This window comes from Caballeronia sp. GAWG1-5s-s, from assembly GCF_023631445.1.
Classification (GTDB): Bacteria; Pseudomonadota; Gammaproteobacteria; order Burkholderiales; family Burkholderiaceae; genus Caballeronia.
This window is the reverse complement of sequence record NZ_JALQDC010000033.1, coordinates 137,724-164,376: the sequence shown is the minus strand read 5'-3', so window position 1 is coordinate 164,376 and position 26,653 is coordinate 137,724. Positions and strand designations below refer to the sequence as shown.

General features: G+C 63.8%; 21 protein-coding genes. 8 read left to right on the top strand and 13 right to left on the bottom strand.

The genetic code is table 11. The features are described 5' to 3' along the window. Positions 1 to 78: 78 nt before the first annotated feature. The 5 genes from NCR34_RS24965 to NCR34_RS24945 are packed head-to-tail and all read left to right on the top strand — an operon-like array spanning position 79 to position 5,951. Positions 79 to 1,110: a TRAP transporter substrate-binding protein gene (locus tag NCR34_RS24965; RefSeq protein WP_248323838.1), complete on the top strand. Its 1,032-nt coding sequence runs from the start codon at positions 79 to 81 to the stop codon at positions 1,108 to 1,110. A 16-nt stretch (positions 1,111 to 1,126) separates the two neighbouring features. Continuing rightward, a complete protein-coding gene (locus NCR34_RS24960) occupies positions 1,127 to 3,022 on the top strand; it encodes a TRAP transporter large permease (protein ID WP_248323837.1) in 1,896 nt (631 codons plus the stop codon). Between the two features lie 18 nt (positions 3,023 to 3,040). Further along, positions 3,041 to 4,120, top strand: a complete 1,080-nt coding sequence (locus tag NCR34_RS24955; RefSeq protein WP_248323836.1) for a LacI family DNA-binding transcriptional regulator — start codon at positions 3,041 to 3,043, stop codon at positions 4,118 to 4,120. Then, a complete protein-coding gene (locus NCR34_RS24950) occupies positions 4,117 to 5,139 on the top strand; it encodes a hydroxyacid dehydrogenase (RefSeq protein WP_248323835.1) in 1,023 nt (340 codons plus the stop codon). Before NCR34_RS24955 ends, NCR34_RS24950 begins: the two co-directional genes overlap by 4 nt. After that, positions 5,136 to 5,951 (top strand): amidohydrolase family protein, encoded by an 816-nt coding sequence (locus tag NCR34_RS24945; protein WP_248323834.1) that lies wholly within the window; start codon positions 5,136 to 5,138, stop codon positions 5,949 to 5,951. The genes NCR34_RS24950 and NCR34_RS24945 overlap by 4 nt, the downstream gene beginning before the upstream one ends. A 69-nt stretch (positions 5,952 to 6,020) precedes the next feature. On the opposite strand, the gene NCR34_RS24940 is transcribed toward NCR34_RS24945, so the two are convergent. Together NCR34_RS24940 and NCR34_RS24935 are read right to left on the bottom strand one after the other, a co-directional pair. Then, a complete protein-coding gene (locus NCR34_RS24940; RefSeq protein WP_248323833.1) occupies positions 6,021 to 7,253 on the bottom strand; it encodes a Zn-dependent hydrolase in 1,233 nt (410 codons plus the stop codon). 105 nt (positions 7,254 to 7,358) lie between these two features. After that, positions 7,359 to 7,865: a GAF domain-containing protein gene (locus NCR34_RS24935; protein WP_250501226.1), complete on the bottom strand. Its 507-nt coding sequence runs from the start codon at positions 7,863 to 7,865 to the stop codon at positions 7,359 to 7,361. 182 nt (positions 7,866 to 8,047) lie between these two features. Here NCR34_RS24935 and NCR34_RS24930 point away from each other — a divergent pair, with 182 nt between their 5' ends. Continuing rightward, complete coding sequence (locus NCR34_RS24930) at positions 8,048 to 9,847, top strand: methyl-accepting chemotaxis protein (RefSeq protein WP_248323831.1); 1,800 nt, start codon at positions 8,048 to 8,050, stop codon at positions 9,845 to 9,847. Then, positions 9,847 to 11,307: a chemotaxis protein CheW gene (locus NCR34_RS24925; RefSeq protein WP_250501225.1), complete on the top strand. Its 1,461-nt coding sequence runs from the start codon at positions 9,847 to 9,849 to the stop codon at positions 11,305 to 11,307. The genes NCR34_RS24930 and NCR34_RS24925 overlap by 1 nt, the downstream gene beginning before the upstream one ends. A gap of 47 nt (positions 11,308 to 11,354) precedes the next feature. Here the strand turns inward: NCR34_RS24925 and NCR34_RS24920 are convergent, their stop codons facing one another. The 9 genes from NCR34_RS24920 to NCR34_RS24880 all read right to left on the bottom strand — a co-directional run bounded on the left by NCR34_RS24920 (position 11,355) and on the right by NCR34_RS24880 (position 22,405). Beyond that, positions 11,355 to 11,873, bottom strand: coding sequence for a GNAT family N-acetyltransferase (locus NCR34_RS24920; protein WP_248323829.1), 519 nt, complete (start codon positions 11,871 to 11,873; stop codon positions 11,355 to 11,357). Between the two features lie 130 nt (positions 11,874 to 12,003). Then, the gene (locus NCR34_RS24915) at positions 12,004 to 12,801 is read right to left on the bottom strand and encodes a DUF2182 domain-containing protein (protein ID WP_248323828.1); all 798 of its coding nucleotides are present in this window, start codon (positions 12,799 to 12,801) and stop codon (positions 12,004 to 12,006) included. After that, entirely contained in the window at positions 12,798 to 13,400 is a 603-nt protein-coding gene (locus NCR34_RS24910; protein ID WP_248323827.1) for a DUF1326 domain-containing protein, read from the bottom strand. The genes NCR34_RS24915 and NCR34_RS24910 overlap by 4 nt, the downstream gene beginning before the upstream one ends. 172 nt (positions 13,401 to 13,572) lie before the next feature. Continuing rightward, entirely contained in the window at positions 13,573 to 15,462 is a 1,890-nt protein-coding gene (locus tag NCR34_RS24905) for a putative bifunctional diguanylate cyclase/phosphodiesterase (RefSeq protein ID WP_248323826.1), read from the bottom strand. Positions 15,463 to 15,547: 85 nt separating this feature from the next. After that, positions 15,548 to 16,477 (bottom strand): GGDEF domain-containing protein, encoded by a 930-nt coding sequence (locus tag NCR34_RS24900; protein ID WP_248324230.1) that lies wholly within the window; start codon positions 16,475 to 16,477, stop codon positions 15,548 to 15,550. Positions 16,478 to 16,824: 347 nt separating this feature from the next. Next, entirely contained in the window at positions 16,825 to 17,214 is a 390-nt protein-coding gene (locus tag NCR34_RS24895; RefSeq protein ID WP_248323825.1) for a phosphonate transporter, read from the bottom strand. Positions 17,215 to 17,324: 110 nt separating this feature from the next. Beyond that, complete coding sequence (locus tag NCR34_RS24890) at positions 17,325 to 18,557, bottom strand: AMP-binding protein (protein ID WP_248323824.1); 1,233 nt, start codon at positions 18,555 to 18,557, stop codon at positions 17,325 to 17,327. 262 nt (positions 18,558 to 18,819) lie between these two features. Then, positions 18,820 to 21,291, bottom strand: a complete 2,472-nt coding sequence (locus NCR34_RS24885; protein ID WP_250501224.1) for an ATP-binding protein — start codon at positions 21,289 to 21,291, stop codon at positions 18,820 to 18,822. A gap of 274 nt (positions 21,292 to 21,565) precedes the next feature. Then, positions 21,566 to 22,405 carry a glycosyltransferase gene (locus NCR34_RS24880; protein WP_248323822.1) on the bottom strand — a complete coding sequence of 280 codons (840 nt, stop codon included), beginning with the start codon at positions 22,403 to 22,405 and terminating at the stop codon, positions 21,566 to 21,568. Between the two features lie 782 nt (positions 22,406 to 23,187). On the opposite strand from NCR34_RS24880, the gene oxlT reads away from it, so the two are divergent. Further along, positions 23,188 to 24,468: an oxalate/formate MFS antiporter gene (gene oxlT / locus NCR34_RS24875; RefSeq protein ID WP_248323821.1), complete on the top strand. Its 1,281-nt coding sequence runs from the start codon at positions 23,188 to 23,190 to the stop codon at positions 24,466 to 24,468. A 147-nt stretch (positions 24,469 to 24,615) separates the two neighbouring features. Here the strand turns inward: oxlT and NCR34_RS24870 are convergent, their stop codons facing one another. Beyond that, positions 24,616 to 24,897 (bottom strand): hypothetical protein, encoded by a 282-nt coding sequence (locus NCR34_RS24870; RefSeq protein ID WP_248323820.1) that lies wholly within the window; start codon positions 24,895 to 24,897, stop codon positions 24,616 to 24,618. 128 nt (positions 24,898 to 25,025) lie between these two features. Further along, positions 25,026 to 26,516 carry a MocR-like pyridoxine biosynthesis transcription factor PdxR gene (gene pdxR, locus NCR34_RS24865; protein WP_248323819.1) on the bottom strand — a complete coding sequence of 497 codons (1,491 nt, stop codon included), beginning with the start codon at positions 26,514 to 26,516 and terminating at the stop codon, positions 25,026 to 25,028. Between the last annotated feature and the right edge of the window lie 137 nt (positions 26,517 to 26,653).

Here is a 26,653-nt window from a genome sequence, read left to right as displayed (position 1 = left end):
AAATCGATACAGCCGCGCGGCGGACGCTCGCATGCGCGCAAACTCGTCCGCGCTCACGCGGCAATCAGGAGACACACCATGCATTCGATTTCCCGGCGACGGTTCCTTCAGACGGCCTCGGCCGCCTCGCTCGCGGCGGCGGGCGCGGGCTTTCCCGCCATCGTGCGCGCGCAGCCGGCCGTCGCGCTGCGCTTGTCGTCTTCGATGCCCGCCAACGAGAACGCCGCGCACTATGTCTGGTATCAGAATCTCGCCGCGAACCTGAAGGCGAGCGTGGGCGACCAGATTCGCATCGACTACTTCCCGAACAACCAGCTCGGCAAGGAAAGCGACGTCGTGCAGCAGGTCAAGGTAGGCGCCGTGGACATGATGGTCACCGGCTCGTCGATCTGGGCGACCGTGCTGCCCGAGCTCGGCATGCTGGACCTGGGCTACGTGTTCGACAGTTTCGACCACGTCGGCCGCGCGATGGACGGCAGCGTCGGCAAGTCGTTCGACAGCATGCTGCAACAGCGCGCCGGCTGCTCCGTCGTCACGTGGGGCTATTCCTTCGGCGGCCGAAATGTCTTCACGAAGAAGCCGACACAATCGCTCGCGGACATCAAGGGCGTGAAGCTGCGTGTCCTGCCCACGCCCGCGTTCATGGAAACATTCAAGCTGATGGGCGCCGTGCCGACGCCCATTCCCATCGGCGAGCTGTACATGGCCGCGCAGACGGGCGTCGTCGACGGCTTCGAGCACGATTGCGCCACCGTGCTCGCCAGCAAGTACGACGAGGTCGTGAAGTCGTGCTGGCAGACGCAGCACGTCTTCAGCCCGCTCGTCGTCGTGATGGGCCGCCGCGCGCTCGCGAAGATCCCCGAGAACCTGCGTCCCGCGTTTCAGAAGGCCGCGCAGGACGCCACCGCGAAGCAGCGCGTCGCGGCCATCCAGACCGCCGCCAGCGCCGAGCAGGAACTCAAGAAGCGCGGCATGACCTTCTATCCGATGTCGCAGGCCGATCGCGACACCGCGCGCAAGGAAATGCAGACGCAGTTGTACGCGAGCTTCGCGAAGCAATATCCCGCGACCGCGCCGCTTTTCACCGCCATCGCTTCGGCCCGGGCCTGAACGGAGGAACGACGCCATGACCACCTTCTCCGCGACGCCCGGCCCCGAAGCCACGCTCGCCGCGCCGGACTTCGGCCGCGAGACTGCGCTTGCGCGCGGTCTCGTGCGCCTGATGCGCGGCATCGAATATTTGTGCGCGGCTGTGCTCGCGGCGGACGTGCTCGTGGTGTTTCTGTCCGTGATCTATCGCTACTTCCTGCACGACCCGTTCGACTGGGCCGAGGAAGTCGCCCGCGCGCTGATGATCGTGCTGGTCTTCTTCGGCGCGGCCACCGTGCTCGGGCGCAGCCAGCACGTGGGCGTCGATCTGTTTCGCGGCATGCTGCCCAAGCGCTGGCAACCGGCGCTCGTGCATGCCGGCCATTGGGTGATCGCGGGCGTCGCCGCCAATCTTTGCGTGTCGTCGTGTCTGCTGCTCGTCGATTCATACGGGCAGATGACGCCGAGCGGTCTGCCCGCGTGGATCAACGTGTATCCGCTCGTCGCGGGCAGCCTGTTCATGACAGTGTTCGCCCTCGCGCATGCGTTGAACGGCACGCGCCGACTCGTGCTCGGCACGCTGCTCGGCTGCATGGCGATCGCGGCGGCGGTGTTTGCGTGGAACGTCCTCGTACCCGGTCATGCGGCGAAGCCCGGCGCGCTGCTCGCCATCGGCTTTATCGGTGGACTCGTGCTCGGCGTGCCGATCGGCTTCGTGCTCGCCTTCTCGGCCCTGCTCTACTTCCTCGCCGAACCGTCCCTGCCGATGCTCGTGTATTCGCAGCAGGTCATGGCCGGCACCGATCATTTCGTACTGCTTGCGATTCCGTTCTTCGTGCTTGCCGGCCTTCTGATGGAAACGAACGGCATGTCGTCGCGACTGATCGAACTACTGCTGCGCATGTTCGGGCGGGTACGCGGCGGACTCGGCCTCATCACGATCATGGCGACCGCGTTCTTCTCCGGCGTGTCCGGCTCGAAACTGGCGGATATCGCGGCGGTCGGCGGCGTGGTGATGCCCGCGGTGCGCCAGAGCCGCGAAGACCCGAACGAAGCGGCCGCGCTGCTCGCCTGCAGCGCCGTGATGGCGGAAACCATCCCGCCGTGCGTCAACATGATCATCATGGGCTTCGTCGCGAACATTTCGATCGCCGGCCTGTTTCTCGCAGGCGTGGTGCCGGCCGCGGTGCTCGCCGTGGCGCTCGCGATCGTCGCCGTGATCTGCGGCCGGCGCATCAACCTCGCCGATGCCCTGACGAACCCGCGCGCGTGGCTGCCGCTCTTGGGCGGCGCGCTCGTCGCACTGGTCATGATCGCGATGATCGGCAAGGGCGTGACTTCGGGTATCGCGACGTCGACGGAAGTATCGGCGTTCGCCGTGGTCTATGCCCTCGTTGTCGGCTGGCTCGCATTTCGCGAACTGACGCCGAAATCGATCGCGCGCGTGTTCGTGCGCTCGGCATCGATGGCGAGCAGTATTCTGTTCATCGTGGCGGCCGCATCCAGCGTTTCGTTCGCGCTGACCATCGAGCAGATTCCCGCGCTCGTGTCCGATTCGATGATCGCGTTCGCGCATCAGTATGGCCCGACCATGTTCCTGCTGCTCTCGGTGCTCATCATGATTGTGTTCGGCGCGGTGCTGGAAGGCGCGCCCGCGCTCATCATTTTCGGGCCGCTGCTCACGCCGATCGCGACGCAACTCGGCATCAACCCGCTGCACTTCGGCACGGTCATCGTCGTCGCGATGGGTTTCGGCCTCTTCGCGCCGCCCGTCGGTCTCGGCCTGTTCGCCACCTGCGCGATCACCGGCACGGACATGAAGGCGGTGGCGCGTCCCATGGTCAAATATCTGCTGGTGCTGGCCATCGCACTGGTGGCGCTGGTTCTGGTGCCGTCTTTCTCACTTTGGTTGCCGACCCGGCTCGGCCTGTAGCCGGTAGAAGTCAACGCTATGAGCACCATTCAGGATGTGGCCCGCGAAGCCGGCGTGTCCGTGAGCACCGTGTCGAACGTGCTCAACGGCCGCATCGATCAGATGCGCCAGGAAACACTCGCCCGCGTGCAGGCCGCCATCAGCACGCTGCGGTATCGCCCGAGTACGCTGGCGCGTCAGCTCAAGACCGGGCAGACGCCGATCGTCGGACTGCTGGTGCCGTCCATTGCCAATCCGATGTACGGCTATATCGCGCGCGAAGTGGAAACTTATGCGCAGGAGCGTTACGGCTATCGGGTGATGATCGGCAACACGTATCGCGATCCCGGGAAGGAAGCCTCGTTCTTCGAGGACCTGCTCTCGCAGGGCGTGCGCCGCGTGATCGTGATTTCATCGCTCGCCAATGAGCGCCATCTGGAAACCGCCGCCGGACGCGGGATGGTCGTCGTGAGTTACGACCGCCGCGCGACCGAAGGCGAAGCCACGCGCGTCGATCACGTTACGCCCGACAACTTCGGCGCCGCGCGCATGGCGACACGTCATCTCATCGGACAGGGCCACACGCGGCTTGCGTTCGCGACGCTGACCGGCATGACGATGAGCCGGCGCGACAAGATCGACGGCTTTCTCGCCGCTGCGAGCGAAGCGGGCCTGTCCGGGCGCGCGCAGGTGCTCGACAGCGGTCCGGTCAACGAGTACGGCGACTCGATGATCGCCGAGAACGGCCGCGCGCTTGCGCGTCGACTGGCGGCCGACGACGAGCGCCCGACCGGGATCGTCGCGGTCAACGACCTGATGGCGCTGGGTCTGATGGCGGGCTTGCGCGAATCGGGGCTGCGCGTGCCCGAGGACGTGTCTATCGTCGGCATGGACGGGCACTTTCTGGCGGCGATCTCGAACCCGGCGCTCACCACCGTGCAGCTTCCGGTTCCGGCGATGGCCGCCGCGATGGTCGAACGGGTGATGCGCGCGCACGACGAGCCGATGCCCGCATCGGAGCAGGCGCTGTTCACGGAGATCACGCTCGTCGAACGGGAATCGGTAGCGCCGCCGGGCAGCGCCAGGCCGGTAACGAAGCAATCCAGGACCAGAAAATGAACAAGGTATTCGTGAGTCACCCCCGGCACATGCTGGACCATTATTTCGGCGCCCGCGCGGCGGCGGCGCTGGCGAAGATCGCCGATGCCGCCTACAACCCCGAAGACCGCGAGCTGAGCACGGCCGAACTCGCGGACAAGGCGCGCGATGCGGATGTCGTCATCGCGTATCGTCAGACGCCTGCGCCGCGCGCGTTGTTCGAGGCGCTGCCGAAGCTCGCGGCGTTCGTGCGCTGCGCAGTGGATATTCGCACTGTCGATGTCGATGCTGCCAGCGAACATGGCGTGCTCGTCACGCAGGCGAGCGCGGGCTTCGTGCCGGCGGTATCCGAATGGGTGATCGGCGCAATGCTCGATCTCGCGCGCTCGACGACCGCGTATGCGTCGGCGTATCACCGCAACGAAGCGCCCGTGCCGCAGATGGGCCGCGAATTGCGGGGCAGCACGCTCGGCGTGATCGGATACGGACAGATATCGCGCTACTTGTGCGAGCTTGCGCTCGCGTTCGGCATGCGCGTGATCGTGTCCGATCCTTACGCGCGAATCGACGATGCGCGCGTGCGCGCGGTCGATCTGGACGCCTTGCTCGCGCAGGCCGATTTCGTCGTCTGTCTCGCGCCCGCGAACGAGCAGACCGCGAATCTGATGGATGCGCGCGCCTTCGCCGCGATGAAGCACGACGCGTATTTCATCAACGCGGCGCGCGGTGAACTGGTCGATGACGCCGCGCTCTTCGCCGCGCTGGAGGGCGGACGCATCGCGGGATGCGCGCTCGATGTCGGGCGCGCGCCGGATCAGATGCCATCGCCCCGGCTGGCGGCGCATCCGCGTGTGATCGCGGCGCCTCATGTCGGTGGCTTGACGCCGGGCGCGATCGAGCATCAGTCGATGGAGACGGTCGCCCAGACCGAAGCGCTGTTCAACGGTCGCATGCCGGTCGGCGCGGTGAATGCGGCGCACGCGTTCCGGCTGGCGCGCTGGGGCCACGCGGGCATCGACGTTCCGGCGGATGCGCGATGAAGTCGCCGCTCACTTTCGACGGCGCGTGCGATTGCCACATTCACGTGTACGAAGAAGGCTATGCGCTCGCCGCGAGCGCGACGTTCATTCCGCCACCGGCGCCTGCGTCCTCGTATGCGCGAATGCAGCGCGCGCTCGGCCTGTCCCGCGCGATCGTCGTGCAGCCAACCGGTTATGGCTTCGACAATGGCTGCACGCTTGCGGCGATAGCGGAACTGGGTAGCGGGGCGCGCGGCGTCGCGGTCGTGCCGCCGGATGTCGGCGAAGACGAATTGCAGCGTTTGCATGAGGCGGGCATTCGTGGCGTGCGCTTCATGATGCTCCCGGGCGGCGTTTTGCCGTGGGACGCGCTGACGGAGATATCCGCGCGCATCGCGCCACTCGGCTGGCACATCGATCTGCAACTCGACGGGCATGCGTTGCCGCGCTATGAGCCGATGTTGTCGCGTCTTTCGTCCCGGCTCGTGATCGACCATCTCGGCAAGTTTCTCGCGCCTGTCACGCCGCAGAGCGAAGGCTTCGCGTCGCTGTCCCGTTTGCTGGATGGCGGGCGTTGCTGGATCAAGCTGTCCGCGCCGTATGAGAGTTCGCGCGTCGGTCCGCCCGCATTCGACGACGTGGCGTGGCTCGTGAGCGATCTGTCGTCGCGGTATCCGGAGCGGGGACTGTGGGCATCGAACTGGCCGCATCCGAATGTGCGGCCCGTGCCTGAGGACGCGCAGATGCTCGACTGGGCGATGGAGCTCGTCGCGGGGGACGAAGGGCGGCGCAAGATTCTTGTGGGGAATCCGGGTGAGGTGTATGGGTTCTAACCGGGCTTGCGCTGGTTCATTGCTCGTGCCCCGACGCGCGTGAATCAGCCACGCCGCATTCTCAGCCGCCTATCCCCGCAATGCTTGCAGAATCTTCGCTGCGGCATGCGCCGCGACTTCGCAACCCAGTACGATGTGCGCCTGAGCCGTATCCTCGATGAAGTCATGGCTGACTCCGCCGATGCTCGGCACGAACAGCATGCATGCGGGCAGATGATGCGCCAGCACCTGCGCGTCGTGTGACGCGCCGCTCGGCATGCGCTCCCATTGGCCCGGCGCGAGCGCTTCCGCTGCATCCGCGAGGTGGGCCTGCAGCGCCGCGTCCATCGTAACGGGTTCTTCAGGCGGCTCGATGTCGCGTATCTCGACGCTCACCTTCTCTTGCGCGTTGAAGTCGCGGATCAGCTCGGCGAGCGCGGCTTCCATTGCGGTGAGGCGTTGCGCGTCGGCGTCGCGGAATTGCAGGTACATGTCGGCCGAACCGGGCACCACGCTGAACGATCCGGGATCGAGATCGATGCGGCCGACCGTCCACACGGTATCGGCATCGGCAAGCCGCTCGAATGCGTCGTTCATGCGCGCAATGAACGCGACGAGCCCCGCGCCCGCGTCGCGGCGGATCGACATCGGCGTCGTCCCCGCATGATTGCGCTGCCCCGTGAAGCGCACCCGGAGCTCGCGTATGCCGACGATCGTCGTCACCACGCCGATAGCATGGCCATGCGCCTCCAGCCGGCCGCCCTGCTCGATGTGCGGCTCCATATACGCCTTGTGACGCGCGCGGTCGATGCGTGCGCGCGGCGCGTCCGCGATGCCGGCCTGTGCAAGCGCGTCGCCGAGCAGAACGCCTTCGCGATTGCGCGCACTGCGAATCGCCTCGTCGACGGGTTCGCCGACGAAGCTGCGGCTGCCCAGAAAGCCCGAGAACGTGCCTTCCTCGTCGATCCACGACGCGACGTCCACAGCGAGATGGCGCGTCGCGTCGCACTCGCCAAGCGCGCGGGCGATTTCGAGGCCGTAGATCACGCCGAGCGCGCCGTCGAGCCAGCCGCCGGTCGGTTGCGTGTCGGTATGCGAGCCGATCAGCAACGCCGGGCCGTCATTGCGCGAGCGGCCGAATACGTTGCCCACGCCGTCGATCGATGCATCGAGCCCGGCCTCGTTCATGCGCTGCGCCAGCCAGCGGCGCGCGTCCATATCCACCGGCGACAGCGAGAGACGCACGACGCCGGTACCCCTCGCGCCGAAGCTGCGCAGGTGCTCGAGGTCGTTCATGAGGCGGGCGGGATCGATCTTCAACACGGCGGTCCTTCCTTTGGGCGAAAGACGTAGCGTATCAGCCGCGCGACAAGCGCGCGCCGTCTATGAGACTGCCGCGCTTTGCTTCGTCGATCGATTGCCGCTCTCTTACCGCGCGGTCATCTCGGCTTCGACCACGCGCAAAATGTCGGCGGCACAGCCCGCGAGATCCTCGAACAAGCGCTTCTGAACAGGCGACAGCGCCCGAGGAGACTTGTCGATCACGCATAAGGTGCCCAAACGGTGGCCACTCGCCCCGGTGATCGCGATGCCCGCATAGAACCGGATGCCCGGGTCGCCCGTCACGAGTGCGTTCATTCGAAAGCGATCATCTTTCGTTGCGTCTTCGACCACGAAAATGCCCGGCTCGACGAGCGCATAGTTGCAGAAGGCGACATCACGGGGCGTTTGCCTGACCGCGAGCCCGTGCCGCGACTTGAACCACTGCCGGTGCGCGGCAACGATCGACACGAGCGCGATCGGACACGCCGTGACGTACGCCGCAAGTCGCGTGATGCGGTCGAGCCGGGGATCGTCGGGCGTGTCGAGCAAGCCGCATTGCGCGACTGCATCAAGTCTGTCTTCTTCGTTATATAAAACTGGATACTCGGACATCGTTACTCGTTGGGCTAAGGATAGGTCTTTGATCGATGTCTTGTCGGCAAAACCCGACGCATACTTGAGCGCTTGCTTTCCGCGATACGGCTAAAGATCGGCCGTCATGGTGCCGCTAACAAGAGCCTAAGACCCGCCTAAGCCCTGACAGCCATCGAGCACGCTCTGGAAAGACTCGAACCATGAACACGAACGCCGAACCCTCCCTCACCGTATGCGCGTCGAACGCGGCAGCAGCCGGTCAGAAGCCCCTCGCGGAATTGCGCTCCTTGTGGGCCACCACAGAGAAAGAGCGAGCCGTCGTCGAATTCTCGCCCGACGGCGTGATTCTGCGCGCGAATGCCAACTTCCTGACGTTGATGGGCTACCGGGCCGATGAGGTGGTCGGATCCCACCACCGCATCTTCTGCGACGCCGCATACGCCAACAGTCAGGCATACCAGGACTTCTGGATCATGCTCGCGTCCGGACGCGAAGCGAGCGGCGAGTTCAGACGCCTGAACAAGACGCGCTCGGAAGTCTGGATTCACGGCTCGTACACGCCTGTCCTCGACGAAAGCGGCAATGTCCAGAAGATCGTGAAGGTCGCCACCGACATTACCGGCGCGCGCACGCTCGCCGACGATCACGCCGGCAAGGTGCGGGCGATGGAGCGCGCTCAAGCTGTCATCGAGTTTGATCTGCATGGCCACGTCCTTGCGGCGAACGACCTGTTCCTTCATCTGATGGGCTACAGCCTCGAAGAAGTGAAGGGCCAGCATCACCGGATGTTCTGCGAGCCGTCGTACCTCAATACGGACGCTTATCGCTCGTTCTGGGAAAAGCTCGGGCGCGGCGAGTATGACGCTGGGCAGTACAAGCGCATCGCGAAGGGCGGCCGCGAGGTGTGGATTCAGGCGACGTACAACCCGATCTATAGCGCGGACGGCCGGCTCATCAAGATCGTGAAGTTCGCCTCCGACATCACCGAGTTCAAACGCGGCGTCGCTGAACGAGATGGCCGGCTGGCCGCCATCGACCGCGCGAATGCGGTGATCGAGTTCGACCTCGAAGGCAACGTTCTGGCCGCCAATCAGAACTTCACGGATGCGATCGGCTATACGCTGCGCGAGATCGTCGGCAAGCATCACCGGATGTTCTGCGATCCCGAAACGACTGCGACGGCCGAATACCGCGACTTCTGGGCGCGACTGAGCCGCGGCGACTATCATGCCGGGCGCTTCGAGCGCGTCTCCAAGCACGGATACCGCGTGTGGCTTCAGGCTACGTACAACCCCGTGCTCGACGAGTCCGGACGGCCCTACAAGATCGTGAAGTATGCGAGCGACATCACCGCGCAAGTGGAGCGCGAGCGCCGGATGCAGGCCAGTCTGATCGCCATGAGCGAGAAGATCGACGAGCTGTCCCAGTCCATCGACGGCATCGCCACGCGCACGCGCGAGGCAACGGCAGTCGCGACCGAAACGCAGGCCGAGGCGGATACGGGCGGCCGTACGCTGGCTGAATCGATGTCGGCGATCAAGGAGATCGAGCAGTCCTCCGCCGGTATCAGCGAAGTGGTGAAGGTCATCAGCGAGATCGCCACGCAGACCAACATGCTCGCCTTCAACGCAGCCATCGAAGCGGCGCGCGCAGGCGAGCATGGACTGGGCTTTTCCGTCGTCGCGAGCGAAGTGCGTCGGCTGGCCGAGCGTTGTTCGCAGGCGACCAACGAGATTCGTCGCCACATCGACGAGTCCGTGCATCGCATCAAGACCGGGAGCGAAACGTCGGGACGCGCAGCCAACGGCTTCGACCGTATTCGCGCCGGCGTGAACCGTACGACCGAGACCATCGCCGGAATCCATCAGGTAACCGAGAAGCAGGCAACCGCCACGCGTACCGTTTCCGAACTGTTGCGCGAGCTTACGCTGGTAACGGGCGGCGAAGCGGCGGTTCGTTCATCTTCCACCGTGGCCGCGCTGTCCCGCCAGACGCAATGATGGATTCGTCAGCCCTTGTTGTCGGCGTCGTGCAGGTCGGCTCGATCCGCTTCGGGATCCCGGTCGAGCACATCGTGGAGGCGGTGGAAGCGCCTTGCGCCTACCAGCAGATTCCGGGTCAGCCGGCCAGCATGAAGGGATATTTCCTGCTGCGCGGCGACGCCGTTGCCACGCTCGATACCTACGCACTTATCTGCCCCGATGAGACCGCGCACGAGCCAGCGAGACACGTCATCGTTCTGCGCCAGGGCGACGCCGTGTTCGGTATAGAAGTCGATGCAGTCGGCAAAACCGAAGCAATCGACCGAGATAGCCTGATTACGCTCGCGCCAGACCATGAATCCGCAGCGGGCCTCTTTCCTGTGTTGGCCGCGCTCGGAGACCCGTCGTCCCTCATCGGAATTTCGAACATTCATACGTTGTACGAAGCAACGGCGGGAAGGGCTGCTCGTAAGGCGGTTCGGCCGCGCGACTCTGGAAGCCCACGAGCTAGCTCGAACGAGGATGAGAAGTCGCGACGTAGACAGCACGCGATCGTACGTTGCGGCGAGCACCTGCTCGGCGTCGACGCGCTCGCCGTCCGATGTGTCATTCCCATGCCCGAGCTTCAGCAGCCGAGTCCGGGCAACACCACATTTCTGGGTGTCGCGCACTGGTTGGGGGCGGACCTCGCCGTGATGGACCTTCCTGCGGTATTGGGCCTTCCCCAGCGCGAAACGGGGCAAGGCAAGTATCTGCTCGTCCTCGCACACGGTGACCGCGTGACCGGTTTCGCCGTTGATGAGCTTTCAGAACTGGTACTGCTGGCGCCGAAGGACATACGGCCGGTGTCGCCCGTTGCCTTTGCCGAACCCGGCTTCTTCTTCGGCGCTATCGGTACCTCTCAAAGCAGAACGGCGCTGGTTCTGAACCCGGAAGCGCTTTCCAGCAGCGGACGCCTGATGCATCTACCGCGCACCGCAGCTACGCAGAAGACTTCGGCCACGGTGAACGCGGCAGCGGCCTATACCGGTTCCTACATTGTCTTCTCGGTGGCGGGACGTCCTTACGCGACGAACATCGAACACGTGGCCGGGATCGTGACGAATCCCAAGGTCGAAGTGCGCGGCGGCGTAGACCCGGCGAGCCTTGGACTGATCGACTGGCGCAATGACTTCGTCGAGCTCGTGAACCTAAACTTGGCGGCGGGCAGCGACATCGAGCGTTCTGAGCCGCCGCAGGCGCTGGTGGTCGTGGTCGACGGGCTCACGCTCGCGTTTGCGGTAGACGCTGTGCTGACCATGTCGGGGCCGACCGACGCCACGCAGATTTCGCGAGCCTTCGACCCTGAAACGGGCGGCACGTACCAAATCGTAACGATGATCGAGCCGAACCGGATCAGCTATCGACTCATCGACCTCGCTCAAAAGGTGTCCGAGAGGTTCGGCGCGTTACAGGTCGGTGAGGAAGCGGCTGCCTAGGCTTCGCGATTGAAGTCGATGCGCGATTGCCGCTTCATCCTGGCGTCCTACGACGCGGTCCGGCGATCGATTTTCAGCGACATGTGCATCTCGTCGTGAAAGCATCCGTCAACCAACAACGAGTTTCGCTCTAGTCCGAAGGGTTCGAAGCCCAATGACTCGTATAGCCGGATGGCGAACTCGTTGTTCGCGTTAACGGTGAGGTTGATTTGCGTGGTGTCAGGCGTAAGCCGCGCGAACTCGATGAGTTCGACAATGAGCGCTCTGCTGATGCTTCGGCCTCTCATGTCCGGCGCGACATAGACGCCCCAGACAAACGCCTTGTGACTCAGCTTTCGCGGGTGCTCGCGTCCGAGGCCCGCGACGCCGACCAGGCGGGTTCCATCGAAGGAGCCGAATACGCTTTGGCCTCGCTCCGCTGCGAGTTGCTTCTCGACCTCATGCAGCGAGCGACTCGCTTCCTCTTCATAGCTGGAAGCGAATGAGGCAGGACACTCCTTCAGTCCGGCAAGCCGCAGAGAGACGAATGATGACGCGTCGGATGGAGTGAGCTGGCGAACATGCATTGACGGTCCTTTCAACGCGAGAATAGGGATGGCTTGCGTGATTGTCGGTGATTAGAGCAATTTGATCGACTTTCCCATGCACCGGCTCCCCGCCTGCGCCGGTCAACTCGCGTGTGAAGCCGCTACCACCTCATGCGATGATCGCGTGCTGCACGACGAGCCACGCGGACCACGCGATGAGCGCGACGCCGAGCGGCTTGCCAATGCGCCTGCCCGCGCGAAGGTTCTTCTCCGCGGCCATGATCGCGCCGAGCGCCAGCATCCATCCGACGCTCGCGGTCCCGATTGCGAACATCACCAGCATCAGCGCCCAGCAACAGCCGACACAGAAGACGCCGTGACTCGCGCCCAGCATGAAGCTCTCGCGGCGCGCGCTCCGGCCGCGCCAGTGCCCGGCGATGAACATGAGCGGCGAGCGACATTTGTCGAGACACCGCTCTTTGAGCCCGCTGAACTGATAGAGCCCCGCGACGGCGGCAATCGCCGCCCCGACGAGCCAGGCGTGCGCGAACATCGCCGGCGACCGTGCCACGAGCGCATGAAGCGCCGCGTCGAAGCCGTGCGCGAGCAGACCGAAGATCGCCCACGCGGCCGCATAACCGGCGATCAGCAAGGCAATCAGCGCGCGCCTGTCTTCACGCGCAACGGTCATGCGCGCGAAAGCGTCGAAGAGCGGGAAGGCGGTCGGCAGCATCATCGCGGCGATCATCACGAGCCATGCGGCGCTGTAGAGCATTGCCGCAAGCGCCGCGCTCGCGCCGGGCAGCGCGCGGCACAACGCGCCGATGCCCGCGAGGTCGCTCCAGTCCGCCAGGTGCAGGTAGCGCGCGTACGGCCCGGCGTCCCAAATCCAGAGCACGATCCACGCGCTCGCCGTCAACGCGATGAAAAGCGGCGCGAAAAGCCGCGCGCGCGGCTGCGTTTTCATGACGAGAAGCTGAACGATCCTTGAATGGCGTTGTGTCCGCTCAAGTTCAGATCGAGGTCGAGCGCGTCGTACCGCAGGCGGAACGAACTCGCCTTGGCGACGAAGGCGGGCGACCCCGGTATCGTCGAAAAGATGCTCTCGACAAGTTGAGTCGGCTCGCCGGTCGGACCGCGATAAGGCTCCATGTCGGCTTCCACCACGTCCCCGACTTTCATTCTGCCCCGGCCTTCGGCCACCGCGTACTCGATCGGCGCGCGTTGTACCGACACCATCTCGCCGATGAGCTTCACGATGTCCGCGAGCGGTCCGCCGCGCTCGCCACGGTGCACGCTCGCAAGCGCATCGAACTGAGCGTCGCTCGCCTGATCGTCGATGAACATCGCGACGCGCCAGCCGCCTTTCAGCACGTTGCCGGGAATGAACGCGGCGAACGCGACCGTCCTGCCGGAGACATCGACGCCGTCGATCACGCCCCTGTCATAGTGATAGGCGAGCGCGCTACGGCACGTGCCGCTGTCCGGATCTTCGCCGACCCAGCACGGGCACAGGATCTTGCACTCGCACACTTCGAGGATGCTTCCCATCAGTTGATAGCTCACTTGCGCCTCCCCTGCGGTTGAACTGGCGGGCATCACATCGCCCGACAATTCCTGTTTTAGGCGTTAAGCGGGCGAGAAGCAAAGCATCGCCAGAGAGGCGTGACAAGCGCTTATTGAAGCAGTGAGTACAGAGTGGGCGCGAGGAGAAGCCACTGGCGATCAACGTGTCGCGTCACGCGTCATTGCTCTTCAGCCAACTGACGAGATCCTCCGACACGATCGGCTTGCTGAACAGATAGCCCTGCCCTTTCTCGCAGCCGAGCGAGCGGACCACGGATGCCTGCGCCTCGGTTTCGACTCCTTCCGCAACGGTGCTCATGTTCAGGCTCGCCGCCACGCGCACCGTTGCTTCGATCAGCACGCGATGATGCGCGCTCTGCACTGCCTGGCTGACAAAGGATCGATCAATCTTCACCGTAGCCACGGGTAGCTGGTGCAGGCTCGAAAGCGAGGAATAACCGGTGCCGAAGTCGTCGAGCGCCAGGGTCAATCCAAGCGACTTGAGTTGTTGCAACGTGGCCTGCACGGTTTCATCCTGCGCGGCGAGGCTCTCGGTTACTTCCAGTTGCAGCTCGCCGGGATTCATGCCGCTGTCTCGCAGCGTACGCGAAACGTAGGCGACGAATCCTTCGTCCGTCAGTTGGGCGCGAGAGAGATTGACCGCCAGAAGACGCGGGGCCAGGCGCCCCAACTCTCTTTTCCATGCGACGAACTGGCGGCACGCGGTATCCAGCACGTATTCGCCCAATGCGCCGATCAGGCCGCATTCCTCCGCGACGCCGATGAATTCGACCGGCGGCACGACGCCTCTTACCGGGTGACGCCACCGCACCAGTGCTTCGACAGCGGCGGCATGCGGCGGGAACGACCAGCGGTCCGCAGTCGGCGCAAGCATGACGACCGGTTGATAGACGACGAAGAGCTCCTGATTTCCGATCGCACGACGCAAATCATTTTCCATCTGCGCCCGACGCGCAGCGCGCTCGTGCATGGAAGGTTCGAAACTCACATGCCGCGCTCCGCCGCGACGTTTGGCCTCCACCATCGCGATGCTCGCGTCCTGAAGTATCGCGTCGGGGTGCGCGTTCGACGTGGTCGAGTGGACGATCCCGATGCTCACGCTAAGGTGCAGTTGTTGGCCAGCGATCCGGTATGGTTCGCTCAACACACTGAGTAGCCGATCCGCAAGCGAGAGAACGTCCGATTCGGATCGCGGCTCGCCGATCACCACGACGAACTCATCGCCCCCGAGCCGACCCGCCAGCAGGCCGCTGTCATGTTGGCCGTTCTGCGAATCGGGCAGACCCAGTGTCGTCATCAATCGATTGGCGACCTCCGCCAATACTTCGTCGCCCGTGGAGTGGCCGAGAGAATCGTTGATCTGCTTGAAGCGATCGCAATTGATGAATAGCACACTGAAATTGCGGCGCTCATCCGGATTTCGATGGTGCATGCCACCCTGAATGAACTCGCAGATCGACGTGCGGTTCGGCATCATGGTCAGCTTGTCCCGGCGCGCGGCCTCGCCGAGCTTCTTGTCCAGAATGGACTGCTCGCGCTGCGATTCCAGCGTTACGTCGCTCACCATGGCCATCAGGTGGTTACGGTCGAGCTTGAGCAAGCTGATCGACAAGACCTGAGGGGCAATCGTGCTTCTGGAAGAATGCGGAACCGTGATGCGTACCGCATCGCAAACCGGTCCGGCAGGCGCCTCGTATTCCTGGACCATTCGCCGGAATTGCGGCGCGATCGTCTCCAGCACGTCGAACAGGTTGACGAGGTTGCCATCCGGCGACAGCGGCATCAGCAAGCGGGCCGACATCGGGTTGATCATCTCGATCACCCCGAGTGCCGAGATTTGAAGAAGCCCTATCGGCGCCCGATAGAGAAACTCCATCAATGCTTCGTTCGCGGACACCGAGTCGGCCGAAGACTCGACAGCCTCTTCCACGTGCTGCTCGCAGAGCGCTTCCTCGCTTGTCGCGCCGCGCGTTGTGACGCTATCCTGGGATCCGTGGCGTGACATCGCTACGCCGTTGCATCGATTTTCACTCATTCTCATGCGTCGAGCTTCTTAGGTTCCTCGACGACCAAACAGACATGCCAGGGACGATTGCGCAAAGTAAGCGCACAAAGAGTGCCTGCCCTCAACCGAGTTCCACGCGATTCCGACCGGCTGCCTTGGCGGCATACAGTGCCTTGTCGGCTGCGGCCAGCAAATCGGTCACGCAAGACGTCGCATCGGATAACGAGGCAATGCCCGCGCTGACCGTCACCCGTATCGGGCCGGCGCCTGTATCGATCTCGGTGTCCGCGATCGTTGCGCGCACGCGTTCCGCGATGACGAGCGCCTCTTCACGAGACGTTCCCGGAAGCATCAGGCAAAACTCTTCGCCGCCGAGTCGGGCCAGCAGGTCGATGGACCGCAAATGCGCCTTCGCCTTCTGAACGATCTGCGTCAGAACGAGGTCTCCCGCTTGATGCCCGGCGGTGTCGTTGATTCGCTTGAAATGGTCGGCATCGATCATCACGACAGACAACTCTTTGCCCAGTCGCCTCGTTCTCGCCAGCTCCTTCTCCGCGAGTTTGAAGAAATGCGCGCGATTGACCGCGCCGGTGAGATGATCGGTGGTGAGAAGGCGAGTGAGTTCGTCGCTCGAAATCTTGCGTTCGGAGACGTCGCGTACGACGACCGAATATCCTGCGATGTCCGCATCATCTTCTCGCAAGACGGCGACCAGGATTTGCGCGGCATAGCGGCGGCCCTGCTTGCTTTCGCACCAACGCTCCTGAATATGCCAGCCCTCCTCGCGCGTCAGCGAAATATGCTCGGGGCTGCAATACGGATCCACAGCCTCGGGCGCGTAAAAGAGGTCCAGCGTATGGCCAAGCACTTCTTCCGCGCCGAAGCCCGTGAGTTGCTCGACGGAAGCATTCCAGCTGTCGATGCGGCCAGCGGCATCGAGCGTGAAAAAGGCGAAATCGTTGACGCTCGTATAGATGCCCGCGAGCCATGACTCATGCTGTCTCGCGCGTCGTTCGGCCTCGACCTGACGCGAGATGTCGGAGAGCGTCATCATCAACGTACTGCTGTTGACCTTGATGATGTTGCATGACAGGACCATCGGGCGATCGGCACTGGGCGCGATCACGATTCGATGGCCCTCGCAAACCCGACCCCGCTCCGCCGGAAAGCTCGACACGAGGTTGCGCAACTCCGGCGCGACGTTGGTCAGACTCTCGAACACATTGCCGACGCCCATGCGCCCGGCAAGCGGCATGAGCAACTGGACCGCGACTGGATTGAGCATGTCCACATCGCCATTCAAGCCACTCCGGACGATGCCGATGGGTGACATATACATGAACGACAGCAGCGCCTCGTGCTCCGCTTCCAATGCGCCTTCCACGGTGGTCATGACGTTCACTTGCCGGTCTGACGTTGCACGAGAAGAAAGCGGGTTTCGCTGCGGCTGGACTTCATGAGCCTCAGTTGCACGGGCGTCGGCCTCATGCGCAGCGTCAAAACGTACGGCAGCACTTCGTCGAGTTCGGCTTCGTCCTCGAACCGTTGCGCCACCATGAAGTTGTTCATGCACGGCGCGACTTCTTCGAACAGATGTCTGCCGAGGACGCGAGTGGCGCTCAGTCCCGCGCTCGATGATTCCAGAGCGTTGTAGTGAGTCACGGCGTAAGTCGCGTCGAATCCGATCACTCCGAATTCGAGTTCGTCGAGCTCGGGCTCACCGGCTGCGACGAGGTCGTCGAATAACACTGAATCGAACGTATGCTTGAAAGTAGACTGGCCAATCATTATTCTTCTCTCCGCGTGAAGGGATCGTCATTCGCACGCTATAACGGCAGCAAGCTCGAATACTTTATCGTGGGCGACAATCGGGCTGCGGTGCGTTCGCGTGTTGGGGCCTACACGCGCCAGTCAGAGAGCTTGCCGCAGTCGCTGACAGGAAGTCGTTCACCGAACGTGAAACCTTTAGGCCGTTCCGGAGCGGACAGTCGCGCCAGTGTCCATCGGTCGAGTTCGATCGAGAGCCGTTCAATGTCGACACCCGCTGCCGGAACAACGAATGCCTTCAATCGAGCACCCTCGCTCGGGTCCATCAAACGGACGGCGGCATCAGCGACGTGAGGATGCTGCAACAACACTTCACGCACCCGCGCCGGGAAGACGTTAGTGCCGGCCACCTGCACGGCGTCGTCCATTCGACCACGAACGATGAAGCTGTCCTCGGTCATCCATTGCACACGGTCTTGCAGCGCGACGCTTCTTTCGCGACCGTCTTCAGCAACGCGAATGAGTCGAGTGGCGTCCGCGGCGTCTCGCGTCCAGAATGGCATCAACTGAAAAGCCGGCGCAGGAAGCTCGCGCACACCGACGCCAGCCGTTTCGGAGCTTCCATAGATCTCCAGCACGCGATCGAACGTCCCCTCGGCAATCAGGGCTTGCGCGAGTTGCGGCGGGCAAGGAGCAGTCGATGTCAACGCCGCTACGCCACGAGGAATCGAGCCTGCGAAGCGAGCAAGCAGCGCCAGATGCGCCGGATGACTGACCAATAGATCGCCCGATGCCATCATGCGCGGCAATGCAGACGGCGTGACGTGCCGAACGTCGATGACCTCGATGCCACCTAAACTCAATGGCAAGAGCACGGTGAAGAGAAAGCCGTAGATGTGATGCGCTGGCACGGCCGCGAGGACGCGGCGCGTTCCGGCGAAGATTCCGGAGACGTGTTCAGCCTCGCGCTCGAGGTCGGCTAATGCGTGGACGCATGTTTTCGGTTTGCCCGTCGATCCGGAGGTTCGGAAAACCAGTTGGGCGCTGTACTGCTTCAATCCTCTGGCGACGACGCTCAGCCAGTCGCCGAAGCTGCGCTGGGCCAAGAGCGCATCGTCGAGTCCGCTCTCGTGCAGCTGAGTCAGTTCCGCGACTGACGTGGCAATGGAAAGCCGTTCGATGGAATCGAGACCGAGGCCGTCTTCGCCCATACTGAGTTCGGGCGACCACGGAAAGCGTTCTGGCGTCGCGCTTCCGGGCCGCAGGTGTCGCCACTCCGCTGCAATGGCATCGCCGAGAAAGCGCGCCAACGTACCGGGCGCTTCATGCCATTCGCTATGACGTGAGTCCAATGCAACGGACATCGCTGTATCTTCTCTATAGAGTTGAGAAAAAGGCCGGTAAAGACTGCTTTCGGCGCGCGCTTGTATTGATCCGGCTCGGCGCCGATGACGTGTCATTCAATTTACGGCAGGGCTTCTGGAAGCTTTAGCTTTTTGCTGGTCCGCAAAGGCTGCCTGACAGCGTAACGGGTCGCGCAAGCGACAGGCTACCGCGCGCTGCATTCAGACGCGTCCGCGACGTGCCATGCAAGCGCGGCGGTAAAGGCATGCAGCGCATGCGGGCTCAATCATCGGTTCTCGCGCCGATGCCCGCGAGCAGCGCCGCCAGTTGCTCCATGACGATCGGCTTGACCAGATGGTGATCGAACCCGGCCTGCGTGCTGCGGTGACGATCTTCCGCTTGCCCGTACCCGGTCACCGCGATCAACGTCGCATCGGCCGTCTCCGGGCGCTCGCGCAGGCGCCGCGCAAGCTCGTTGCCGTCCATGCCCGGCAGGCCGATGTCGAGCAGACAGGCGTCGGGACGCTCCTGCGACGCGCGCTCCAGCGCCCGCCGCGCTTCATGTTCGACGATGACGTCGTGTCCGCACGACGCGAGCAGCGTACCGAGTGCTTCGGCCGCGTCCACATTGTCGTCGACGATCAGCAGCTTGAGGCGCTCATTGGGCGCCCAGTCCGTTTGTTCCGCTTGTCGCTCGGCTGCCGCCGGCTGCGCCTGCATCAACGGCAGCCTGACCACGAACGTACTTCCCGCATCGAGTCCCGCGCTGAAGAAATCCACCGTCCCGCCGTGCAGTTCAACCAGATGCTTGACCAGAGCGAGCCCGAGGCCCAGGCCGCCCAAAGAGCGGTCGGACGAGCGCTCGGCTTGCGTGAACAAGTCGAACGCGCGCGCCGTCAGTTCCGCCTCCATGCCGATGCCGTCGTCGCGCACCGTCAGCGCGAGTTGGTCGCCGTCTATGTCGAGGCTTATTTCGATGCCGCCCCCGATGGGCGTGAATTTCGACGCGTTATGAAGCAGGTTGGCCGCGACCTGTACGAGCCGCGCCTTATCGCCCAGTACTGTCGCCTCGTGCGAGGGCAGGCGCACCGCCAGGCGCTGCGCGCGCGCCTGCGTCAGCGGGCGAACCTGCTCGATGGCTTCCTCTATCACGAGCCGCGCGTCGACCGGCGCTCGGGCCAGCGTGACGAGCCCACGCGTGACGCGCGACACATCGAGCAGATCGTCGACGAGTCCGGTCATATGAGCGACCTGGCGCGCGATGATGGCGCTGCTGCGGCGCACCTGTTCTTCGTCCAGCTTGCTGATCTTCAATAGCTGCGCGGCCGCGGATATGGGCGCCAGCGGGTTGCGTAATTCATGCGCGAGCATGGCGAGGAACTCGTCTTTGCGCTGATCGGCCGCTTTGAGCTTCTCTTCCGCAATCTTGCGATCGGTGATGTCACGAAAGAACGACGCGATCCCGCCTTCGCCGGTCGGATAGGCGCGAAGTTCGACCCAGACCACGTTGCCGTCGGGACGGCTGTGACAGTATTCCGACGCGCCGGCCTCGCCGCTTTCGATCACCCGCTGATAGAGGCGTGCCAGATCCGTGGCGATCACTTCGGGCCACAGTCGCGCGTGGCCGCGCCCGACCACCTCCTCCTTCGTGCGACCCAAGATGCGCAGACCCTCGGCATTCATGTAAGTGACGATCGAACACGCGTTCATCAGCATGAAGCCTTCGCGAATGGTGTCGAAGATGTAGCGGCTTTGATCGCGTTCGGCGCGCAGTTCCGCCTGCGCGCGCGCTGCCTCGACGGCCGACCACGTGCGCTCGGCCATGTCGCGCGCGAACCGCATGTCGCTAGCGGTCCATTCATACGGTTCGGCCCGGTGCAGGCCGAGAAACGCAACCAGACGCCCCGCCTTAATGAGCGGCACCGCGATGAACGAGCGGATGCCGGTCAGTCCATACGAGTTCGCGAAGTCGACCGTGCGCGGATCGGTGCCGCTGTCGCTGACGGTGACGACCTCGCCGGCACGCAGCGGATCGATGATGGCCGGGCCGAAGTCGTCGAGGGCGAATCCCATTCCGGCGAGACTCGGCAACGGCGGCGCAGTCCAGTCGCGCGGCACGAAGAAGTTCTTACCGCTTTCGTCGCATTCCCCGTAGATCACCCGCGCGAGCTTCAACTGCTCGCCGATGAGCGCGCTCGCTCGGGCGACCACGTCCTCTGGCGAGGTTAATGCGCGCAGTGCCTCCGACACCTTGAGCTCGAACGCGGCACGCCGTTCAGCGAGCACGCGTTCGGTCGTCTCGATGACCGTGCAGTACATCCCGCCGACACGCCCGGAATCGTCCTGCAACGGCGAGTACGAGAAGGTGAAGAAGCTCTGCTCCGGGTAACCGTGGCGTATCACGGTAAGCGGCAGATCCTCGAAATAGGAAGACCGGTTCGACATCGCGCCGTCGATGATCGGCGCGATGTCAGGCCAGATTTCCGCCCAGATCTGCTCGAAACGGCCGCCGAGCGCGGCCGGGTGCTTGCGGCCCATGATGACCGCGTAGGCATCGTTATAGAGAAAGCCGAGCTCCGGGCCCCAGGCGACGAACATCGGGAAAGCCGAGTTGAGCACCATGCTGACTGCGGTAACCAACGGCGCCGGCCATTCCGACGGATGCCCGAGCGGCGACGCGCTCCAGTCGTACTGGCGCAGCAACGCGCGAACCTCGCCGCCGCCTTCGAACATTGTGTCCCAAACATCGGGCATTGAACTGCTCCTTTGTCATCACATCGACGCGCTCGCCGAGCCGAAAGGATTCAACCATGTTGGCAGGACGGTTATCGCCGTGGCAGCGATTGTCGCGCGTCGGTCGGTTTGCCACCAGACCATTGGGCACCTTTTTGCGTTCTGGATGAAGGGACCGCCGCGCGACGAGGCCAACGCCGACAAAACGCACGACCGGTCGTTGCGGGCCGACAACGCATGCGTCAGATAGGTGGTGTCAATGCGCTTCGTGACTAAGGCCGCTCCGCGCGACGGCTCATGCGAGCGCTTCGCGCAGATAGTCGGCTGCGCGGCGCGAGCATATCTGCGCGAAGCCTTCGCGCGCGAGCCGCTCCCGCTCGGCGGGCGACGAGAGAAGCTGGGCCGCGCGCGCGCTCAACGCGTCGTAGTCGGCGAAGGCGATCGCCTGCGCGAGCGGGGCTTCATCGAGCGCGTCGGCGCATCGCTCACTCAGCACCGCGCAGCGGTTGGCGAGCAGATACGAAAGCCGCACGATTTCCAGCACGCTATCCGCGCGGCTGTGCACGTTCAGCATCAGCTTCGCGCGTGCGATTAGCCGGTCGCGCGGGCGCCCATAGAGCCCGAACGCCGCGACCGCCTTGATGCCCGCCGCGCGCATTCTGTCGATGACGCGCGCCCTTCGCTCGCAAAGCGAGCCGCAGAAGAGCACGTCGATATCGCGCGGTACGGCAAACCGTATGCGCGTGAGTTCCGGGACATAGCCGATGGGCACCACGCGATCGACATGCACGCCTAGCGCGGCAAACGCGCGCGCGTTCGCCACGCTATAGTCCCACACGACATGACGACGCAAGAGCGTGAGCAGCGCAGGCGTGATCCAGGGCGACCCCGCGTGAACCTGTTCGAGGTTATAGAGAATGGCGTCGGGCGAAAGCGGCAGTGCGTGGTGGGGCAGCAGGTTCGATCCCAACACGATGTGCCGCCGCCCGTCGAGCCGTCCTTCTGTCGTCATTACGCTGTCCTGACCAATCGACAGCAGCCCATAGTGGAGCGTCTCGGCCACTTCGTGAAACGCGGCGGAATGCGCATAGCCCGGCGGCGAGACCACAGTGACGGCGAATTTCGTCGGCTTCATTTGGATTAGCTCTACGCGCTCAGGCTGGAGCAGCGCTCTGCCTTCGCGGGTCGCGCGGCGCACGCCCCCGTTCGCGAAGCGGGCGCATCGTGAAGCTGGTATGGACGCGCCAAGCCGATAGCGTACGCTGCACGCGCCCGCGCAGCAAATGCCCGTGTACGCGCCACATCGGCGCGCTTTACGTCGAACCCGCTCGCGTGAGCGGAAAGTGTCGCAGAGACTTAGCGACGAACACTCGGCCATTACCGACGCCATTCGCCGCGCGCACCGCGTCGGGGCGCGTCGCATTTACGCGCGCACCGGCAAGGTCTCGGCGCACCATATGACGGCATCCCGCTGTGTCGCTACGGATCAGTGATGGCGGGCTAAGAGCCCTTGCTTGAAGGCGCTCTCAGGGTTTCCACCGAGGATTGGCACGGATCTCGCATTGTCTTCTCCCGTTGCATACAAGGACATCTTCAATGCTTTTGGCGCACGCGCAATTCGCCGCAAACCAACTGAGTGCGGCAGCGCTTTCCGTCGGAGACCGCCGACGCACTGCGTGCACTCGACCACGACGTCGAAATGCTCCGCGCCTGTGACGAGGCGACGAGCCAAGCATATGCAAATCTTTCGCCATCCTAATGGACTAATACGAGCCGGTCACGATCCGAGCATCCACGGAACGGGCGCGCGCTAGTAAGCCATAAGCCGCAATGCCTAGAACACTTTTCGGACCGCATTCGTCGGGACCGGAGGGCATGACTCATCTTTTCTATCTGCAAATTTTTCGGGGAACGCATATGAACGCACGCATCGAGACACTGCACGAAGAAGCAGGCGCGCCCGCGAGCACGACGCATCACCGCTGGGTTCAGCTCGGCCTCGGCCTGCTCTGCATGATGTCCATTTCCAGCCCGCAATACGTATGGACGCTGCTCACCAAACCGCTGTCGACGAAGCTCGGCGTGCCGCTGCCTGAACTGCAAATCACGTTCTCGCTGCTCATCATCCTGCAGACGTTCTTCTCGCCGTTTCAGGGCAAGCTCATCGACCGCTTCGGTCCGCGCCTCCTGATTTCGCTCGGCACGGTCATGTCGGGCCTGAGCTGGGTGCTTTCGTCGATGGCGACCAGCACACCGATGCTCTATCTCACCTATGGTCTCGTGGGCGGTCTCGGCACCGGCATCGTGTATGTCGGCGTGGTCGGCCTGATGGTGCGCTGGTTCCCCGACCGGCGCGGCTTCGCAGCGGGCGCAGTGGCCGCGGGCTACGGCATGGGCGCGATCGTGACGACGTTCCCGATCTCGGCATCGCTGGCAGCGCGCGGACTGGACGCAACGCTTTGGCTCTACGGCATCGCGTTCGCGGTGGTAGGCTTCGTCGCATCGCAAGGTTTGCGCGTGCCGCGCGACGCAACGCCCTCGAAGGCATCGGCAACGGCCGCATCGGACGTGCGAAATCTGCGCCCTTCGCAGATGATGAAGTCGCCGCTCTTCTGGCTCATGTTCGCCATGATGACGATGATGTCGACCTCGGGCCTCATGGTCACGTCGCAAATGGCGACCTTCGCGGCGGACTTCGGGATCACGAAGGTCGTCGTGTTCGGCATGGCCGCGCTGCCGCTCGCGCTCACCATCGACCGTTTCACCAACGGTCTGACGCGCCCGCTCTTCGGGCTGGTATCGGACAGATTCGGCCGTGAAAACACGATGTTTTTCGCCTTTGCGCTGGAAGGTGTCGCGATGGCGTTGTGGCTCCTGACGCGCGACAACGCCGTGTTGTTCGTGCTGCTCTCGGGCGTCGTCTTCTTCGGCTGGGGCGAGATCTTCTCGCTGTTTCCGTCGACGCTTACCGATACTTTCGGCACGCGCCACGCGACCGAGAACTACGGCTGGCTCTATATCGCGCAGGGCATCGGCTCAATCTTCGGCGGGCCGCTGGCTGCGCTGCTGCATCAGCACGCGGGTAGCTGGGTGCCGGTTTTCAGCGTCGGGATCACGCTGGATATCGTGACAGCGGTGCTCGCCATTCTGGTGCTCAAGCCGATGCGCGCGCGCTTTCTCGGCAAGGAGATTGTTTGAGCGGCTTCTCAGGACTTTCGGGGCGGTGTCGGAATGGCATCGCCGCGTGAAATGCAACGGGCGAGCCATGCGCGCGGATCGCGTGACTCGCCTGCTTAGCGAAATTCTAGGCGGCCGCACGTTGCTCGGGCAGCCGCGCTGGAGTGATCAGGATCCCTTATAAACGTTACACGTAAGTCCCGGCGGGCAGTTCGCCGGGTTGCGGGCTCTGGCCCACTCGCCGTAGTTGCGGGCGCCGGCCGAGCTATCGCCGTAGGCGGCGCCGCCATAGTCCGAGCCGCGATAAGTGGACGGCCCATACGTCGCCATGCTCGAATCGGTGGTGTGAGATGCGCCGGCCATCGGCGCGCTTTGTTCCTGGGCGAGAGCGGTGCCGCTCGCAACAACAAGTACGGCGGCCGCGGCCGTGACAAGATGACGTGTTTTCATTCCGAGTTCCTCTCAAAGATTACCCGCTGGAGAGCATCGCAACAGCACGACACCGTCCCGCAGGCTATTCGTCTGAGCAACCGATGTACCAGCGTCGCGCTGTTCGCGTCGGCATCGAAACGGCCCCGTCAGCGATCCAGGCAGCTTCGCAACTTCCGGGCAAGACGAGCCGCTTCACTCGCATCGGTGATGTTCGCAAAACCCATGACAAGCCCGCGCGGCGTACGCGGCATACGTGCGTTCGCATACCAGATCGAAAGCGGCAGCACGCCGAGACCCGCTTCGCGGGCTCGCGCGGCGACAGCGACATCGTCGACCGGGCCATTGGAGGTTTCAGCGAACCGCACGGCGAACTGGATGCCGCCGGGTGGCAGATCGATGTTCAACCGCTTGCCGAAAGCCTGCTCCAGCGCATAGGCAATGAACACGCGTCGTTGCCCGTATAACGCACGCATCTTCTTCACATGCCGCGCGAAATGTCCCTGCTCGATGAAGTCCGTCGCGGCAGCCTGCAATAGCGCGGGCGACCCGGCGTTCATGGAGCATGCCACCCGCCCGACGCGCTCGACAGCACGGTCAGGAACCACCGCATACGCGAGCCGCAGGCCGGGAAACAACACCTTGCTAAACGTACCGGTGTAGATCACACGATCGTGCCGATCGAGGCTCTTCAGGGCCGGCAACGGCCTGCCTGAGTAGCGGAATTCGCTGTCGTAGTCGTCTTCGATAATCCAGCGCGCGCCCTTCTTCGCCCAGTCCAGCAGCGCGAGGCGTCTCGTCAGCGACAGGACCTGTCCGAGCGGGCTTTGATGCGACGGCGTGACCAGCGCAAAGCGCGCGTCGGGATCGAGTTCGATGCCGCGCGCTATATCCATCCCTTCATCGTCGACGGGCACGGGCGTCAATTGCACGCCGGTCTCCGTCAGGAAGTTACGCGCGAGCAGATAGCCGGGATCCTCGAACCACATGCGATCGTTCGATTGCGCGAGACTGCGCAGCACGAGTTCGAGCGTCGCGCGATATCCGCCGGTAATGAACACCTGCTCGGGCAGGCACGTGACACCGCGCGACAAGCCGAGGTAGGTGGCAATGCGTTCGCGCAGCGGTCTGTAGCCCATCGGATCGGGATAGCCGAGCATCGCGCGATCCCCGCTACGCACGCGACGCGAAACCAGCCGGCTCCATATTTTGCGCGGAAACGCGTCCAGCGCCGGCAGCCCCGGCTGCAACGGCCGCGGCTCGCCACTCATGGCAACGGTGACCGTGCCCTCGGATCGCGTCGGCTGGCTGCGTTGCGCGGCTCGCGTCTTCGCGCTGCCCGCCTTATTTTCGACTGCGCCGTGCACCACCGACGCCGGCAGCGACGGCGATACGAACGTGCCGGCGGCCCCGCGCATTTGCAGATAGCCCTCGTCGACGAGAATCGAATAGGCCAGCTCGACGGTGCCGCGGGCCGTGCTCAACTGCGTCGACAGATTGCGCAGCGCGGGCACGCGCTCACCCGGACGCAAATGCCCGGCTGCGATCGCCGTTCTGAATCGCTCGCATATTTGCAAATAGATCGGCAACGGCTTCAGCCGATCGATTTCGATAGCCAATGCAGGACTTCGAGCGTTCATGATCGTCTCTCCGTCAACGCGCAGCAGGGCAATCTTGGACTAGTCATATCGACGATTCTTGCCCCTTATTTGTAGACCATCATTGTCCCATACTGGTTGTGGGCAATGCGACGGCGGAGAACACCTTCAGGCGTCAC

Coding starts and splice junctions, on each gene's coding strand:
- NCR34_RS24945 (WP_248323834.1), top strand. CDS start 5,136: ATGAAGTCGCCGCTCACTTTCGACGGCGCGTGCGATTGCCACATTCAC.
- NCR34_RS24905 (WP_248323826.1), bottom strand. CDS start 15,462: ATGAGAATGAGTGAAAATCGATGCAACGGCGTAGCGATGTCACGCCAC.
- NCR34_RS24895 (WP_248323825.1), bottom strand. CDS start 17,214: ATGATTGGCCAGTCTACTTTCAAGCATACGTTCGATTCAGTGTTATTC.
- oxlT (WP_248323821.1), top strand. CDS start 23,188: ATGAACGCACGCATCGAGACACTGCACGAAGAAGCAGGCGCGCCCGCG.
- NCR34_RS24955 (WP_248323836.1), top strand. CDS start 3,041: ATGAGCACCATTCAGGATGTGGCCCGCGAAGCCGGCGTGTCCGTGAGC.
- NCR34_RS24885 (WP_250501224.1), bottom strand. CDS start 21,291: ATGCCCGATGTTTGGGACACAATGTTCGAAGGCGGCGGCGAGGTTCGC.
- pdxR (WP_248323819.1), bottom strand. CDS start 26,516: ATGAACGCTCGAAGTCCTGCATTGGCTATCGAAATCGATCGGCTGAAG.
- NCR34_RS24915 (WP_248323828.1), bottom strand. CDS start 12,801: ATGAAAACGCAGCCGCGCGCGCGGCTTTTCGCGCCGCTTTTCATCGCG.
- NCR34_RS24920 (WP_248323829.1), bottom strand. CDS start 11,873: ATGCATGTTCGCCAGCTCACTCCATCCGACGCGTCATCATTCGTCTCT.
- NCR34_RS24890 (WP_248323824.1), bottom strand. CDS start 18,557: ATGTCCGTTGCATTGGACTCACGTCATAGCGAATGGCATGAAGCGCCC.
- NCR34_RS24870 (WP_248323820.1), bottom strand. CDS start 24,897: ATGAAAACACGTCATCTTGTCACGGCCGCGGCCGCCGTACTTGTTGTT.
- NCR34_RS24960 (WP_248323837.1), top strand. CDS start 1,127: ATGACCACCTTCTCCGCGACGCCCGGCCCCGAAGCCACGCTCGCCGCG.
- NCR34_RS24880 (WP_248323822.1), bottom strand. CDS start 22,405: ATGAAGCCGACGAAATTCGCCGTCACTGTGGTCTCGCCGCCGGGCTAT.
- NCR34_RS24950 (WP_248323835.1), top strand. CDS start 4,117: ATGAACAAGGTATTCGTGAGTCACCCCCGGCACATGCTGGACCATTAT.
- NCR34_RS24900 (WP_248324230.1), bottom strand. CDS start 16,477: ATGACGCTCTCCGACATCTCGCGTCAGGTCGAGGCCGAACGACGCGCG.
- NCR34_RS24965 (WP_248323838.1), top strand. CDS start 79: ATGCATTCGATTTCCCGGCGACGGTTCCTTCAGACGGCCTCGGCCGCC.
- NCR34_RS24935 (WP_250501226.1), bottom strand. CDS start 7,865: ATGTCCGAGTATCCAGTTTTATATAACGAAGAAGACAGACTTGATGCA.
- NCR34_RS24930 (WP_248323831.1), top strand. CDS start 8,048: ATGAACACGAACGCCGAACCCTCCCTCACCGTATGCGCGTCGAACGCG.
- NCR34_RS24925 (WP_250501225.1), top strand. CDS start 9,847: ATGGATTCGTCAGCCCTTGTTGTCGGCGTCGTGCAGGTCGGCTCGATC.